Origin of the sequence: Mesorhizobium sp. BR1-1-3 (assembly GCF_020165455.1) — a bacterium.
Classification (GTDB): domain Bacteria; phylum Pseudomonadota; class Alphaproteobacteria; order Rhizobiales; family Rhizobiaceae; genus Mesorhizobium; species Mesorhizobium ciceri.
Window position 1 is genome coordinate 1 of the sequence record NZ_JAIUIC010000003.1, and the last position, 13,823, is coordinate 13,823.

Below are 13,823 nucleotides of genomic sequence, written 5' to 3' on the forward strand. Positions count from 1 at the left end.
ACTCCCCTACTCCCCTACTCCCCTCTAACCAATCTTGTTCGGGATCCTGGCCTCTATCCTGCTGAAGGCGAAGACCAGAATGCCGGTTATCGTCATGTAGATCAGCGCCAGCAGCAGCAAGGGCTCGTAGGTGAGGTAGGTGTCCTGCCGTACTTTGGACGAAACGGCGAAGATGTCGATGACGCTGATCGTCGCCACCAGCGGCGTCGACTTCAATTGCAGCACGGTCTCGCCGGTCAGCGTCGGCAGCGCCCGGTAGATGGCTTGCGGCAGCCAGATCCGCCGGAACGCCTTCCAGCGGCTCATGCCGAAGGCGCGGGCGGCTTCGAGTTGCCCCTTGGGCACGCCGGCGAAGGCGCCGCGCATCACCTCGCCCTCATAACCGGCGAACGACAGGGTCAGCGCCAGCACGCCATAGGGCCAGGCTTGCCGCAGATATGGCCACATCCAGGATTCGCGGATCCACGGATATTGCGGGAACAGCGAACCCAGGCCGTAATAGAGCAGCCAGAGCTGGATCAGCAGCGGCGTGCCCCGGATCACCGTGCAGAACACCTTGGCGGGTGCGGCGAACCAGAACGAGCCGGCAGCCTGCGCCAGGCCAAGCGGGACGGCCAGCAGGAAGCCCAGCACGCAGGTGACGGCCAGGATCCACAGCGAGCGCCAGAGGCCGATCAAGCCCATTTCATAATATTGCGGCAGCCAGTCCCAGCGCATGAAAAAGGCGGCCGACAGAACCAGGCCGAGTGCGATCAGGATCAGCACGATGCGGTGCGGCTGCAGCCACAGCGACGTTCGCGCGACGACGTCGATGATGGTCGCCTCGTTGGCCATCAGCGCGCCTCCTTGAGCGAAGGCATGCCGCGCCGCGACCAGGTCTCGACACGGCCGATGACAAGGTTGGAGAACAGCGACAAAAGCAGATAGAGCACGCCCGCCGCGAAAAAGAAGGTGAAATAGGCCTTGGTGACGCCCGCTGCCTGCCGCGTTGCCAGCGCCAGCTCATAGAAGCCGACAACAGCCAATAGCGCTGTGTCCTTGGTGGCGATCAGCCAGAGATTGGCGAGGCCCGGAATAGCGAAGGGCAGCATTGACGGCAAGGTGATGCGCCGCAACATCAGGCCCGGAGACATTCCATAGGCGCGGGCGGCTTCGATCTGGCCCTGCGGAATGGCCAGGATCGCGCCGCGTATCACCTCTGTCGAATAGGCGCCCTGGACGAAGCCGAGCACGGCGATGCCGGCGGCAAGGCCGCTCACGTCGACGCGCTGATAACCCATGGCCGTCAGCGCCTGATTGATCAGGTCGGTGCCGGCGTAATAGAGCAGCAGGATCAGCACCAGTTCGGGCACGGCGCGCACGATGGTGGTGTAAACCGCCAGGAGATCGCGCACCACCGGCCCGCCATAAAGCTTGCCATAGGCGCCGCCGGTGCCGATCAGAAGGCCGAGGCACGTGGCGCCCAGCGCGATCTCGATCGAATGCAGCAGCCCAACCAGAAGCGCCCCGCCCCAGCCTGGCGGGTAGGGCGAGAGAAGCTCGGTGATGCCGGCCGCGGAGGCCGAAAGAAGTGCGTCGATCAGCGTCGCCCCCGAAGTGCTGACTAACCGCCGACGGTTGCGTCGGCGGCAAACATGCCTGGGAAAGATCGAGCAGGTGGGGCATGGCGCGACGCCACACCCCACAGCTCATACGAGGATCGTCAGTTCGACTGCGCGCCGCCGCCGCCGTAAATGTCGAAATCGAAGTATTTCTTCGAGATCTCGTCATATTTGCCGTTGGCGCGGATCGCCTTGATGCCGGCGTTGATTTTGCCCTTCAGTTCGGTGTCTTCCTTGCGCACGCCGGCGCCGACGCCCGGTCCGAGCACTTCGTCATCGGGAGCGACCATGCCCTTCAGGTCGCAGCAGGCTTTGCCCTGGTCGGATTTGAGGAATTCGCCAAGCGCGATGGAATCGGCCTGCACCGCGTCGAGACGGCCGGCGGCCAGATCGTTGTTGGCCTCGTCCTGGGTCTGGTATTCCTTGATCTCGGAGGCTGTGCTGCCAAAGTGCTTCTTGGCGTAGACAGCGTGCACCGTCGACACTTGCACGCCGACGATCTTGCCCTTGAGGTCGTCCGGAGCGGAGCCGAATTTCTGGTCCTTCGGGCCGATGATCGCGGTCGGCGTGTTATAGTACTTGTCCGAGAAATCGATCGTCTTCGCGCGTTCGGCGGTGATCGACATCGAGGAGACGATGAGGTCGATCTTCTTGGTCGTCAGAGCCGGGATGATGCCGTCCCAGGCAACCGGGGTGATGACGCAATCGAGCTTCTCCTCGGCGCAGACGGCGTCGATGAAGTCGATCTCCCAGCCGATCCATTTGCCCGAAGCATCGGGCGAGGTGAAGGGCGGATAAGGCTCGGCGGCGACGCCGATCTTGACCGGATCGGCCTTGGCCACGCCCATGGCGGCGACGCCGAGCAGCAGCGCTGCGGCAAATGTCTTCAGAACGGTCTTCATTTCATGACTCCCAGTTTGTTGTTGGTTCCCGGTTTTCTTCCGTCCCGGCTTGCCTAGCCGATGTTGCGGATGAACTGCTTCAGCCTTTCGGATTTCGGTGCGCCGAAGATCTGCTCCGGCGGCCCTTCTTCCTCGACCAGCCCGTTGTAGAGGTAGACGACATGGGTCGCGACCTCGCGGGCGAACTTCATCTCGTGGGTGACCAGCACCATGGTGCGGCCTTCGCGCGCCAGGTCGCCGATCACCTTCAGCACCTCGCCGACCAGTTCGGGATCGAGCGCGGAGGTGGGCTCGTCGAACAGCATGACGCGCGGATTGATGGCCAGCGCCCGGGCGATCGCGGCGCGCTGCTGCTGGCCGCCCGACAGATAGGCCGGATAGACGTCGCGCTTTTCAGCCAGACCGACACGGGCGAGCAGCTTCTCGGCCTCGCCGATCGCCACATCGCGCTTGACGCCAAGCACATGCACCGGAACCTCGATGACGTTTTCGATCAGCGTCATGTGGCTCCACAGGTTGAAGTTTTGGAACACCATGCCGAGCTTGGAGCGGATGCGCTCGATCTGCTTGCGGTCGGCCGGAATGGTGTGGCCGTGGCTGTCGGCCTTGAGCTTGATCTCCTCGCCATTGACGCGAATGATGCCGCTGGTCGGGTTTTCCAGGCAGTTGATGCAGCGCAGCAGGGTCGACTTGCCGGAGCCCGAGCCACCGATGATGGCGATGACCTCGCCGTCGCGCGCTGACAGCGAGACGCCCTTCAGCACATGCAGCTCACCGAACTTCTTGTGCAGGTTCTCGACATGGATGGCTTCGGCGGCGCCGTCCTGCGCCTTGCCGGATCGGACTGCGGCAGCTTCCACCACGCTCACCGGGTGACCTCTATCGGGTCGGCTGCGGTTCGTCGAACGTGTATCCGGCTAATCAACATATACGCTGTACTGCCCCGCTCCAGACTTCAGCATGGACCCAACGGAGAGAGCCCGTCAATCCTGCATATTACGGCACTTGCGAGCTTGTTGTGCAAGTGTATAAATAGCCTTCCATGAAATTTTCTCGATTTTTTTCAGCGAAAAAGGACTTCGATGAGCGCTTTCGGATCACAGTCCATGGCGGCGCCGCTGCGCCGCGTGCTGATGCGGTCGGCGGCCAACGCCATGCGCAATGCCGACAGGGTTGCCTGGCACTATGGCCCGGGATTCAATCCGGCGAAAGCGGCATCGCAGCACGCGCTCCTTGCTGAACTGGTGGCGGCTTCCGGTGCCGAAATCGAATGGATCGAGGACACGGCGGATGGACTTTCGGACTCGGTGTTCACGCACGACCCGTCGCTGATGACCGATCGCGGCGCGCTGATTCTGTCCATGGGCAAGCCGTTGCGCGCCAGGGAGCCCTCGCTGCATGAGGAAACCTACCGAAGGCTGGGCATTCCAATCCTGGGCCGCGTCGAGGTTCCTGGCCAGGTCGAAGGCGGTGATTGCGTATGGCTCGATGCCCGTACGCTGGTGATCGGGCGCGGTGTCCGCTCCAACCAGGAAGGCATCCAGCAGGTTTCCAACCTGCTGACGCCGCTGGGCGTTTCCGTCTACGGCTTTGATCTTCCGCTGTGGCAAGGCGAAGAAGCGTGCCTGCATCTGATGTCGGTGATCAGCCCGCTGGCCGACGACCTCGCATTGGTCCATTCACCGCTTTTGCCGGCCCCATTCTATCAGATGCTGAAGGCGCGTAACATCCGGCTGGTCGAAGGCGACGCCGAAGAGTTCGCGGCTTCCAACGGCCTTAGCCTGAACGTGCTGCCGACCAGCCCACACAAGATCATTGCCGTCGCGGGCTTTCCAAAGACCAAAGCCGCGATGGAAGCCGCCGGCTGCACGGTCGAAATCTTCGAGGCGGATGCGCTCTGCATCGCCTGCGAGGGCGGGCCGACATGCCTGACGCGACCGATCCTGCGCCAATGAATATGCCATCCCGCCGCAGGTTCCGTCGCGAGGGCGAGGAGCGGCGGCGGCAGGATCTGATCGAGGCCACTCTGGACAGCGTGGCGGAACATGGCCTGCAGGGCGCCACCTTGCGCACCATCGCATTGCGTGCCGGCGTCACCGCCGGGCTGATCCGGCACTATTTTCCCGGCAAGGAAGAATTGCTGCAGGAAGCCTATGCAGCGCTGATGGGCCGCATGACCGAGCAGGCGAAAGCGGCTTTGGTCATGGAGAATGCCTCGCCTCGCCAGCGCCTTGCGGCTTTCGTCACCGCCAACCTCAATGCGCCGATTATCGACGCGCGGGTGTTTTCGCTCTGGGCAACCTTCATCGGCCGCGCCAGAGCGGATCCGACCCTGGCCCACGCCCACCGCGAAGGCTACCTTGGTTTTCGCAATGAGGTGGAAGCGGTTGTGGCCGAGGTGCTCGCCGCCGAACGGCGCAAATCGGACGCAAGCCAATTGCGCCACCATGCCATCGCGATTAATGCGATCATCGACGGACTCTGGATCGAAGGCTGCCTGGCCGGCGAGATGTTCTCGCCCGGCGAATTGGCGGCGATCGGCATCAAGGCCGTCGAGGCCGAACTAGGCCTCGCGCCGGAAGGGGAGGAAAACCAATGACGACACTCGGCGAAGCGCTCATTTCGCTGCTCGAAGCCCATGGCGTCGACACGGTCTTCGGGATTCCCGGCGTCCACACGGTAGAACTCTACCGCGGGCTAGCGCGCTCCAAGATCCGCCACGTCACGCCGCGTCACGAACAGGGCGCCGGCTTCATGGCCGATGGCTATGCGCGCGCCAGCGGCAGGCCGGGCGTCGCCTTCGTCATCACCGGACCGGGGCTGACCAACACCATCACCGCCATGGGGCAGGCACGCGCCGATTCGGTGCCGATGCTGGTGATCTCAGGCGTCAACGCCACGCCGACGCTGGGCAAGGGGCTGGGCCATCTGCACGAATTGCCGGATCAGCGCGGCATGATGGAGAAGGTGGCGCTGTTTTCGCAGCGCGTTACCGAGGCTGGCGAATTGCCCGGCGCGCTGGCGCAGGCCTTCGCCCTGTTTTCATCGGCCCGGCCCGGCCCGGTACATATCGAGATCCCGACCGACGTCATGGTCAAGCCGGCGGATGGCATCGCTGCCATGCTGAGCAATGTGACGCCGCCCTTGCCGGAAGGTGTCGCAATTGCCAACGCGGCAAAACTCATCAGTGCCGCGCGCCGCCCGCTGATCCTGGTCGGCGGCGGCGCCAAACGCGCCGAAGCGCCACTGCGGCGTCTGGCCGAACGGCTGGGGGCGCCGGTCGTCCAGACCACCAATGCGCGCGGCCTGCTGCATGGTCATCCGCTTTGCGTGCCGGCCAGTCCCAGCCTGAAGACAGTACGGGCGCTGATGGCCGACGCCGACCTGGTCATTGCCGCCGGCACCGAGTTCGGCCCGACCGACTATGACGGCTACAGCGATGGCGGCTTCGTCCTGCCCGCCAACCTGATCCGCATCGATATCGGAGCGGACCAGCTTGCCCGCCGCCCGGCGACGGTTTCGATCCAGGCCGATTGCGCCGAGGCGCTCGAAACACTACTTCTGGAAACCCGCCATGTCCGGGCAAGCGAGGGCGGTTCGTCGCGCGCCGCTACTACACGCAAAGCAGCCTTTGCCGAGCTCAATCCGACACTGCAGGGGCAGGTGCGCGCCGTCGAGATGATCCGCGACGCTTTGCCGGGCGCGCTCATCGTCGGCGATTCGACGCAGCCGATCTATGCGGCCAACCTCTATTACGACCATGATCGGCCAGGCGGTTGGTTCAATGCCGCCACCGGCTTCGGCGCGCTTGGCTACGGCCCGCCGGCTGCAATTGGCGCGGCCCTTGCGATACCCGATGCGCCGGTCGTCTGCCTCACGGGTGACGGCGGTTTCCAGTTCACGCTGCCGGAACTGGGCGCCGCGCTCGACGCGCGGGTACCGGTCATCTTCGTCGTCTGGAACAACAGAGGCTACCGCGAGATCGAAACCTCGATGCTCGATGTCGGCGTCGAGCCGGTTGGCGTATCGCCGGCGCCGCCGGATTTCTGCAAGCTGGCCGAGGCTTATGGCATCGGCGCCGAACGGCTTGCCGATATCGACGCTCTCGCGGACGCGCTGAAGCGCGCCCGGGCCACCGGACTGCCGCGCGTCATCGAAATCACAGTTGACTGAAGCGCGGGTTTCCCGTCTTGGCGGGCCACGGCTGAAGTGTCGGACGCATGCAAAGACGCGACAACTGCCATGTCGAGATGTCAATTGAGTGATGGCGCAAAAGGCGCGACGCTTCGCGTCGGCGGCACAGAAACGACCTAACGACAAAAAAATGACAGGAGCGTCCAAGATGACGGAAACACTTGAAGGCAAGCATATCGTCGTGACTGGTGGGACCGGTGCGCTCGGCGGTGCGGTTGTCGGCAAACTGCTGAGCGACGGCGCGATCTGCCATGTGCCCAATGCTCATGCCGCCGCCCCTACGCATTTCCCCTTTACCTCGCATGACCGTGTCCAGCTGGTGCACAACGTCGATCTCTCGGATACCGCGAAGGTCGAAGCGTTCTATAGCCAGGTTCCGGGCCTTTGGGGCTCGATCCATCTGGCTGGCGGCTTCACCTCGGCGCCTGTTGAAAAGATCGAGTCGGCGTCCTTTGCCGAGATGATGGACACCAATGCGCGCACCGCCTTCCTGTGCTGCCGCGCCGCGATCCGCTCGATGCTGTCGTCGGACACGGCGGGCCGCATCGTCAACGTCACCGCGCGCGCCGGGCTCGATCCGCGGCGCGGCGCCGGCATGGTCGCTTACGCCGCCAGCAAGGCGGCGGTGGCAGCCATGACGGTGGCGATGGCCGAAGAGCTGAAGCACAAGGGCATCCTGGTCAATGCCGTGGCGCCGTCGACGCTAGATACGCCGGCAAACCGCGCCGATATGCCGGATGCCGATGTCACAAGATGGGTCAGCCTCGAAGCCGCCGCCGAGGCCATCGCCTATCTCGCCTCGCCGGCCAATCAGGCGATGAGCGGCACGCTGGTGCCGCTTTACGGCAGGGCGTAACTTTCCAACCTTTACCTAGGTCAAAGAAAAACCCCGCCGGATCGCTCCGGCGGGGTTTTGTTTTGGAGCCTGTGCGAAGGCTTCGCGGTGCGAAGACTTAGCTGCCCTGCTTCTTCAGCGCGGCACCCAGGATGTCGCCCAGCGAAGCGCCGGAGTCGGTCGAGCCGTACTGAGCGACCGCTTCCTTCTCTTCGGCGATTTCCAGCGCCTTGATCGAGACCTGCAGCTTGCGGGTCTTCTTGTCGAAGGCGATGACGCGGGCATCGACTTTCTGGCCGACGGTGAAGCGCTCGGGGCGCTGCTCGTCGCGGTCACGGCTCAGGTCGGAGCGCTTGATGAAGGTTTCGATGCCGCTGTCGACCAGCCGCACTTCCAGACCGCCATCCTTGACGCCGATGACTTCGCAGGTAACGACCGCGTTCTTGCGCAGTTCGCCTGAAGTCGCCGCTTCGCCGACCGTATCCTTGGCCAGCTGCTTGATGCCGAGCGAGATGCGCTCCTTGTCGATGTCGACGTCGAGCACCTGCGCCTTGACCATGTCGCCGCGATTGTACTCTTCGATGACCTGCTCGCCCGGACGGGTCCAGTCGAGGTCGGAAAGGTGCACCATGCCGTCCACGTCGCCTTCGAGGCCGATGAACAGGCCGAACTCGGTCTTGTTCTTGACCTCGCCCTCGACCTGGCTGCCGACCGGATGGCTAGAGGCGAAAGCCTGCCACGGATTCTCGAGCGTCTGCTTGAGGCCGAGCGAGATGCGGCGCTTGGCCGGATCGACTTCGAGCACCACCACGTCGACTTCCTGGGTCGTCGACAGGATCTTGCCGGGATGCACGTTCTTCTTCGTCCACGACATTTCCGAAACGTGGATGAGACCCTCGATGCCCGGCTCCAGCTCGACGAACGCGCCGTAGTCGGTGATGTTGGTGACGGTGCCCTTGATCTTCTTGCCGATCGGGAACTTGGTGCCGATCTCGGACCACGGATCGCTCTCGAGCTGCTTCATGCCGAGCGAGATACGGTGGGTTTCCTGGTTGATGCGGATGATCTGCACCTTGACCGTCTGACCGATGTTGAGGATTTCGGTCGGATGGTTGACGCGGCGCCATGCCATGTCGGTGACATGCAGCAGGCCGTCGATGCCGCCGAGGTCGACGAACGCACCGTAATCGGTGATGTTCTTGACGACGCCTTCGACAACCTGGCCTTCTTCGAGGTTCTGCACGATTTCCGAACGCTGTTCGGCGCGGCTCTCTTCGAGCACGGTACGGCGAGACACCACGATGTTGCCGCGGCGGCGATCCATCTTGAGGATCTCGAAGGGCTGCGGGTTGTGCATCAGCGGGGAGACGTCGCGGATCGGGCGGATATCGACCTGGCTGCGCGGCAGGAAGGCCACGGCGCCGTCGAGGTCGACCGTGAAGCCGCCCTTGACCTGGTTGAAGATAACACCTTCGACGCGCTCACCCTTGGTGAACTTCTCTTCGAGGCGGACCCAGCTCTCTTCGCGACGGGCCTTCTCACGGGAAAGCATTGCTTCGCCAAGCGCGTTTTCAATGCGCTCGACATAGACCTCGACGGTGTCACCAACCTTGAGGGTAGTGTCCTTGCCCTTGACGCCGAATTCCTTCAGCGGCACGCGGCCTTCGACCTTGAGGCCGACGTCGATGATGGCCATGTCCTTTTCGATCGCCGTGATCGTGCCCTTGACGACCTGGCCTTCGCCGGAGTGACCGGTGGTGAATGATTCTTCGAGCAGGCTCGCGAAATCATCGCGAGTGGGATTTGCAGCTGACATTGTTTCTCCTGGAGTGCCCCGCATCTGGAAGCGGGACGGGCGCCGTGGGTTAGCGTTGCGTTGGCCTGCCGGCGTTCCGGGCTACAAAAGCCCTGGGCCGCTCTTTAAGCGGCAATTCCGGCGCATGAAGAATGCTGGCAGGCTGGTTCGTGCCCGATATGGGTATTTTCTTCGCCTCCGACAACGGAAAGACGAGGGAAAAACCCGGATCAGGCCTAGTCTCTCTTGGCCAAGACGTCATCGATGATCGCCATGGCTGCAAGAAACGCGGCTTCTATAGCCATTTCGCTGGTATCAAGCAAGTGCGCGTCGGCGGCCGGCTTCAAAGGTGAGTCGGCACGGCCCATGTCGCGCTCGTCGCGGCGCATGATATCGGCGAGGATCTCGGTGAAATCGGCGGTCCCGCCGATGCTCTCGATCTCGGCCAGCCGGCGCTGTGCCCGCACCTCGGCGCTCGCCGTCACATAGAGTTTGATGTCGGCGTCGGGGCACACCACGGTGCCGATGTCGCGCCCATCGAGCACCGCACCCGGCGGCGTCTTGGCGAAGTCGCGCTGCTTTTCGACGAGGATGCGCCGCACGGTCGGGTACACCGCGACCTTGGAGGCCGCCTCGCCGACCGCATGCGCCGACAAGACCGTCCGGTCGAGCTTTGCCAAATCGACCTGGCGGGCAGCGGTTTCAGCCGCCGAGACATTGTCGAGCGGCAGCGCGTGCTGGATGAGCGCATAGGCCACGGCACGGTAGGTGAGGCCGGTGTCGAGCAGGTTGAGGCGGTAGTGGTCGGCCAGCCGGCGGGCGAGGGTGCCCTTGCCGGCGCCGGCGGGGCCGTCGATGGCGATGGTGAAGACGTGTGTCATTGGCAGACCGCCGAAAGGGTTGGGCGCTGGCCTGCCAACGTACCAAGGCTATTGGTTGCCACGACCGTCACCCGATCTCCGCGCCCAGCGCCGTCATCAGCCCCATGAACTCCGGAAAGCTGGTCGCGATCATGGCGGCGTCGTCAATGGTCACCGGCTTTTCCGTCGCCAGCCCCATGACCAGAAAGCTCATGGCGATGCGGTGATCGAGGTGGGTCTGCACGGTGGTGTCCTTGCCATTGGGATGGCCGCCAAGGCCTTTGCCGCCCGGTTTGCCGCGCACGGCAAGCGAAGCTTCGCCCTCGGTGCAGTCGACGCCGTTGAGCGTCAGCCCGTTGGCGACGGCCGACAGCCGGTCGGATTCCTTCACCCGCAACTCCTCCAGCCCCTGCATCAGCGTTTCGCCCTCGGCGAAGCTCGCAGCGACCGCCAGCACCGGATACTCGTCGATCATCGACGGCGCCCGCTCGGGCGGCACGATGACGCCCTTGAGCTCGGAGTAACGTACCCGCAGGTCGGCGACATCCTCGCCGCCGGCATTGCGCGGGTTGAGGATGTCGATGTTGCCGCCCATCTCCTGCAGCGTCAAAAGCAGGCCGGTGCGGGTCGGGTTCATCAGTACGTTTTCGATCGTGATGTCCGAACCCGGCACGATCAGGGCGGCCACCAGCGGGAAACCGGCCGAGGACGGGTCGCCCGGCACGGCGATGGTCTGGCCGGTCAGCTTGCCCTGGCCTTCGATGAAAATGTGGCGCACGCCACGCTCGTCGGTTTCGACCGACAGATTGGCGCCAAACCCCTTCAGCATCTTTTCGGTGTGGTCGCGTGTCATCACCGGCTCGATCACCGTGGTGATGCCGGGCGTGTTGAGGCCGGCGAGCAGCACTGCGGACTTCACCTGCGCCGAGGCCATCGGCACGCGATAGGTGATCGGTGCGGCATGCTTGGGTCCATGCAGTGTGATCGGCATGCGGTCGCCCGGCGTCGCCTTCAGCACCTGCACGCCCATCTGGCGCAAGGGTTCCAGCACACGGCCCATCGGCCGGCCCGACAGCGAGGCATCGCCGATGAAGGTCGTCTCCATGTCATAGGTGCCGACAAGGCCCATGGTCAGCCGCGAGCCGGTGCCGGCATTGCCGAAATCGAGCGGGCCTTCCGGCTGCAGCAGCGCGCCGTTGCCGGTGCCGCGGATCACCCACTCGTCGCCGTTCTTCTCGATATGCGCGCCCATTGCCTTCATGGCCGCGCCCGTGCGCATCACGTCCTCGCCTTCGAGCAGGCCGGTGATGCGGGTCTCGCCGGAGGCGAGGCCGCCGAACATGAAGGAACGGTGCGAGATCGACTTGTCGCCCGGCACGCGCGCGATGCCGGAAAGGGCTGGGGATTGGCGGGCGGTGGCCGGCTTGGGGGCGGCGGCGTGAGACATGGAATTTCCCTGGACGGAATGCCGGCGGGCCGGCGCTTTTCATTTGTTGCGGCGGTCTCGTACCACGGTGGGCCGAAATGGTCATCCCCATGGTCGTCACTTCACGCGAGGCCTTTCAATGCATGGTTTTGTGACGCCGGCTTTTCGCTTTGACAGCGCTGCAAACTGTGGTTAAGGGGACCACTCTTTTATTGACGAGGCTTGCCGTGGCAAAAACCGAACTTGGCACAAAACGTATCGACCCGGAGACGGGCCGAAAATTCTACGACCTGAACAAGGACCCGATCGTCTCGCCCTACACCGGCAAGACCTATCCGCGTTCCTATTTCGAGGAAGGCAAGATTGCCGCTCTCGAGGAGGAAGAGGAAGTGGCCGAGAAGGAAGTGGACGCCGAGGAAGAAGAAGGCGTTGAGGTCGTCTCGCTCGAAGAGGCCGATGAGGACGTCAAGGGCGACGACCTGCCGGATCTTGGCGACGATGAGGACGACGTCGATCTCGGCGACGACGAGGACGACACCTTCCTCGCCGACGAAGAGGAAGAAGATGACGACGTTGCCGACATGATCGGCGTTGGCGACGACGACGACGAGGTCTGATCGGCCTTGAAAGCGGGCGTTTGCGGGCTTTCGAGGTCTGTGAAGAAAAAGCGACTCTCGAAGGCTTGATATCTGAGAAGGGCGGGGTTAGAAGCCGCCTGCACTAACGGCGCGGTCTCCAACCCGCGCCGGATCTCTTCGCCGGAAACGGCGCCGGTTGACTGCCGGAAGTGGGGCCATAGCTCAGTTGGGAGAGCGCTTGAATGGCATTCAAGAGGTCGTCGGTTCGATCCCGATTGGCTCCACCAAACAGTCCCTCTGCAATTCGCAGCCGATGAATGTGCCGCACTGCGGTCATCTGCGTTTGATGGTCAATTCAGGCAATGCCGCTGAAAGCCCCTCGATCAAACGGAACGAACGAGCCATTTCTCGAGAACTGCTCGCCGGACAAAGTCTTCACTATTCCTGGAGTGCTTGGAGTCTGAAAGCCAGCCCGGATCACCACTCGGCGAAGGAACCGTCCTTGTGGCGCCAGATCGGGTTGCGCCAGCGGTGGCCTTCCCTGGCGCGTTCCTTGACATAATCCTCGTCGATCTCGACACCCAGGCCCGGGCCGTCGGGAATGGCGACATAACCATCCTCGTAGCGGAAGACATCCTTGTTGGCGGCATAGTCGAGCAGGTCGTTGGCGGCGTTGTAGTGGATGCCGAGGCTCTGCTCCTGGATGAAGCAGTTGTAGCTGACCGCGTCGAGCTGCAGGCACGCGGCAAGCGCGATCGGCCCGAGCGGGCAATGCGGCGCGACCGCGACATCATAGGCTTCCGCCATCGCCGCGATCTTGCGGCATTCTGTGATGCCGCCGGCATGCGACAGGTCGGGCTGGATGATGTCGACGACGCCTTCCTCGAACACGGACTTGAAGTCCCAGCGGCTATAGAGCCGCTCGCCGAGCGCGATCGGTGTCGAGCCAAGCGCGGCGATCTCCTTCAGCGCCTCGCGGTTTTCGCTGAGCACCGGCTCTTCGATGAACATCAGCCTATAGGGTTCGAGTTCCTTGACGAGCGCACGCGCCATCGGCCGGTGCACGCGGCCATGAAAATCGACAGCGATGCCGATGTTGGGCCCGACGGCCTCGCGCACCATGGCGACGCGTTCGACAGCGGCGTCGATCTTGTCATGGCTGTCGACGATCTGCAGTTCTTCGGTACCGTTCATCTTGAGCGCCAGGAAACCGCGCGCAACCATTTCCCTGGCGCCGGCCGCGACCTCCGCCGGGCGGTCGCCGCCGATCCAGGAATAGAGCTTGATCGAGTCGCGCAGCTTGCCGCCGAGCAGTTCGTGCACGGGCACGCCGAGCGCCTTGCCCTTGATGTCCCACAGTGCCTGGTCGATCCCGGCAATGGCGCTCATCAGGATCGGGCCGCCGCGGTAGAAACCGCCGCGGTGCATCACCGTCCAGTGATCCTCGATCAGCCGGGGATCCTTGCCGATGAGATAATCGCCAAGCTCCTTGACCGCCGCCTCGACGGTCAGCGCCCGGCCTTCGACGACCGGCTCGCCCCAGCCGGTGACGCCGGCATCGGTTTCGATCTTCAGGAACAGCCAGCGCGGCGGAACGATGTAGGTGGTGAGCGAGATGATTTTCATGCGCAG

The 13,823-nt window shown here is 63.7% G+C and carries 13 protein-coding genes and 1 tRNA gene; 6 read left to right on the forward strand and 8 right to left on the reverse strand.

Annotated elements, in window-relative coordinates; all coding sequences use genetic code 11:
- Positions 1-24: 24 nt before the first annotated feature.
- The 4 genes from LB559_RS07255 to LB559_RS07270 all read right to left on the reverse strand — a co-directional run bounded on the left by LB559_RS07255 (position 25) and on the right by LB559_RS07270 (position 3,372).
- Positions 25-834 (reverse strand): ABC transporter permease, encoded by an 810-nt coding sequence (locus tag LB559_RS07255; RefSeq protein WP_013528191.1) that lies wholly within the window; start codon positions 832-834, stop codon positions 25-27.
- Positions 834-1,547, reverse strand: a complete 714-nt coding sequence (locus LB559_RS07260) for an ABC transporter permease (protein ID WP_196815384.1) — start codon at positions 1,545-1,547, stop codon at positions 834-836. Before LB559_RS07260 ends, LB559_RS07255 begins: the two co-directional genes overlap by 1 nt.
- 155 nt (positions 1,548-1,702) lie before the next feature.
- Complete coding sequence (locus LB559_RS07265) at positions 1,703-2,503, reverse strand: transporter substrate-binding domain-containing protein (protein WP_224618378.1); 801 nt, start codon at positions 2,501-2,503, stop codon at positions 1,703-1,705.
- Positions 2,504-2,556: 53 nt separating this feature from the next.
- Positions 2,557-3,372 (reverse strand): ABC transporter ATP-binding protein, encoded by an 816-nt coding sequence (locus tag LB559_RS07270; protein WP_013528188.1) that lies wholly within the window; start codon positions 3,370-3,372, stop codon positions 2,557-2,559.
- A 213-nt stretch (positions 3,373-3,585) separates the two neighbouring features.
- Between LB559_RS07270 and LB559_RS07275 the strand changes: the two genes are divergently transcribed.
- The 4 genes from LB559_RS07275 (at position 3,586) to LB559_RS07290 (ending at position 7,553) form a co-directional block, all read left to right on the forward strand.
- Positions 3,586-4,458 (forward strand): dimethylarginine dimethylaminohydrolase family protein, encoded by an 873-nt coding sequence (locus LB559_RS07275; RefSeq protein WP_063171053.1) that lies wholly within the window; start codon positions 3,586-3,588, stop codon positions 4,456-4,458.
- Entirely contained in the window at positions 4,455-5,102 is a 648-nt protein-coding gene (locus tag LB559_RS07280; protein WP_032809890.1) for a TetR family transcriptional regulator C-terminal domain-containing protein, read from the forward strand. The genes LB559_RS07275 and LB559_RS07280 overlap by 4 nt, the downstream gene beginning before the upstream one ends.
- Positions 5,099-6,676, forward strand: a complete 1,578-nt coding sequence (locus LB559_RS07285; RefSeq protein ID WP_224673658.1) for a 5-guanidino-2-oxopentanoate decarboxylase — start codon at positions 5,099-5,101, stop codon at positions 6,674-6,676. The genes LB559_RS07280 and LB559_RS07285 overlap by 4 nt, the downstream gene beginning before the upstream one ends.
- 169 nt (positions 6,677-6,845) lie before the next feature.
- Positions 6,846-7,553 carry an SDR family NAD(P)-dependent oxidoreductase gene (locus tag LB559_RS07290; RefSeq protein ID WP_224673659.1) on the forward strand — a complete coding sequence of 236 codons (708 nt, stop codon included), beginning with the start codon at positions 6,846-6,848 and terminating at the stop codon, positions 7,551-7,553.
- 97 nt (positions 7,554-7,650) lie between these two features.
- Here the strand turns inward: LB559_RS07290 and rpsA are convergent, their stop codons facing one another.
- The 3 genes from rpsA to aroA form a co-directional block, all read right to left on the reverse strand.
- Positions 7,651-9,348: a 30S ribosomal protein S1 gene (gene rpsA, locus LB559_RS07295; RefSeq protein WP_013528183.1), complete on the reverse strand. Its 1,698-nt coding sequence runs from the start codon at positions 9,346-9,348 to the stop codon at positions 7,651-7,653.
- Positions 9,349-9,563: 215 nt separating this feature from the next.
- Positions 9,564-10,208, reverse strand: a complete 645-nt coding sequence (gene cmk, locus LB559_RS07300; RefSeq protein ID WP_013528182.1) for a (d)CMP kinase — start codon at positions 10,206-10,208, stop codon at positions 9,564-9,566.
- Positions 10,209-10,275: 67 nt separating this feature from the next.
- Positions 10,276-11,634 carry a 3-phosphoshikimate 1-carboxyvinyltransferase gene (gene aroA / locus LB559_RS07305; protein ID WP_013528181.1) on the reverse strand — a complete coding sequence of 453 codons (1,359 nt, stop codon included), beginning with the start codon at positions 11,632-11,634 and terminating at the stop codon, positions 10,276-10,278.
- A 206-nt stretch (positions 11,635-11,840) separates the two neighbouring features.
- Between aroA and LB559_RS07310 the strand changes: the two genes are divergently transcribed.
- Both LB559_RS07310 and LB559_RS07315 read left to right on the forward strand, forming a co-directional pair.
- On the forward strand, positions 11,841-12,230 hold the full coding sequence (locus LB559_RS07310) for a TIGR02300 family protein (protein ID WP_013528180.1): 390 nt from the start codon (positions 11,841-11,843) through the stop codon (positions 12,228-12,230).
- 172 nt (positions 12,231-12,402) lie between these two features.
- Positions 12,403-12,478: transfer RNA gene (locus tag LB559_RS07315), tRNA-Ala, on the forward strand.
- A gap of 190 nt (positions 12,479-12,668) precedes the next feature.
- Here LB559_RS07315 and dgoD read toward each other — a convergent pair.
- Positions 12,669-13,817 carry a galactonate dehydratase gene (gene dgoD / locus LB559_RS07320; protein ID WP_063171056.1) on the reverse strand — a complete coding sequence of 383 codons (1,149 nt, stop codon included), beginning with the start codon at positions 13,815-13,817 and terminating at the stop codon, positions 12,669-12,671.
- Positions 13,818-13,823: the final 6 nt, after the last annotated feature.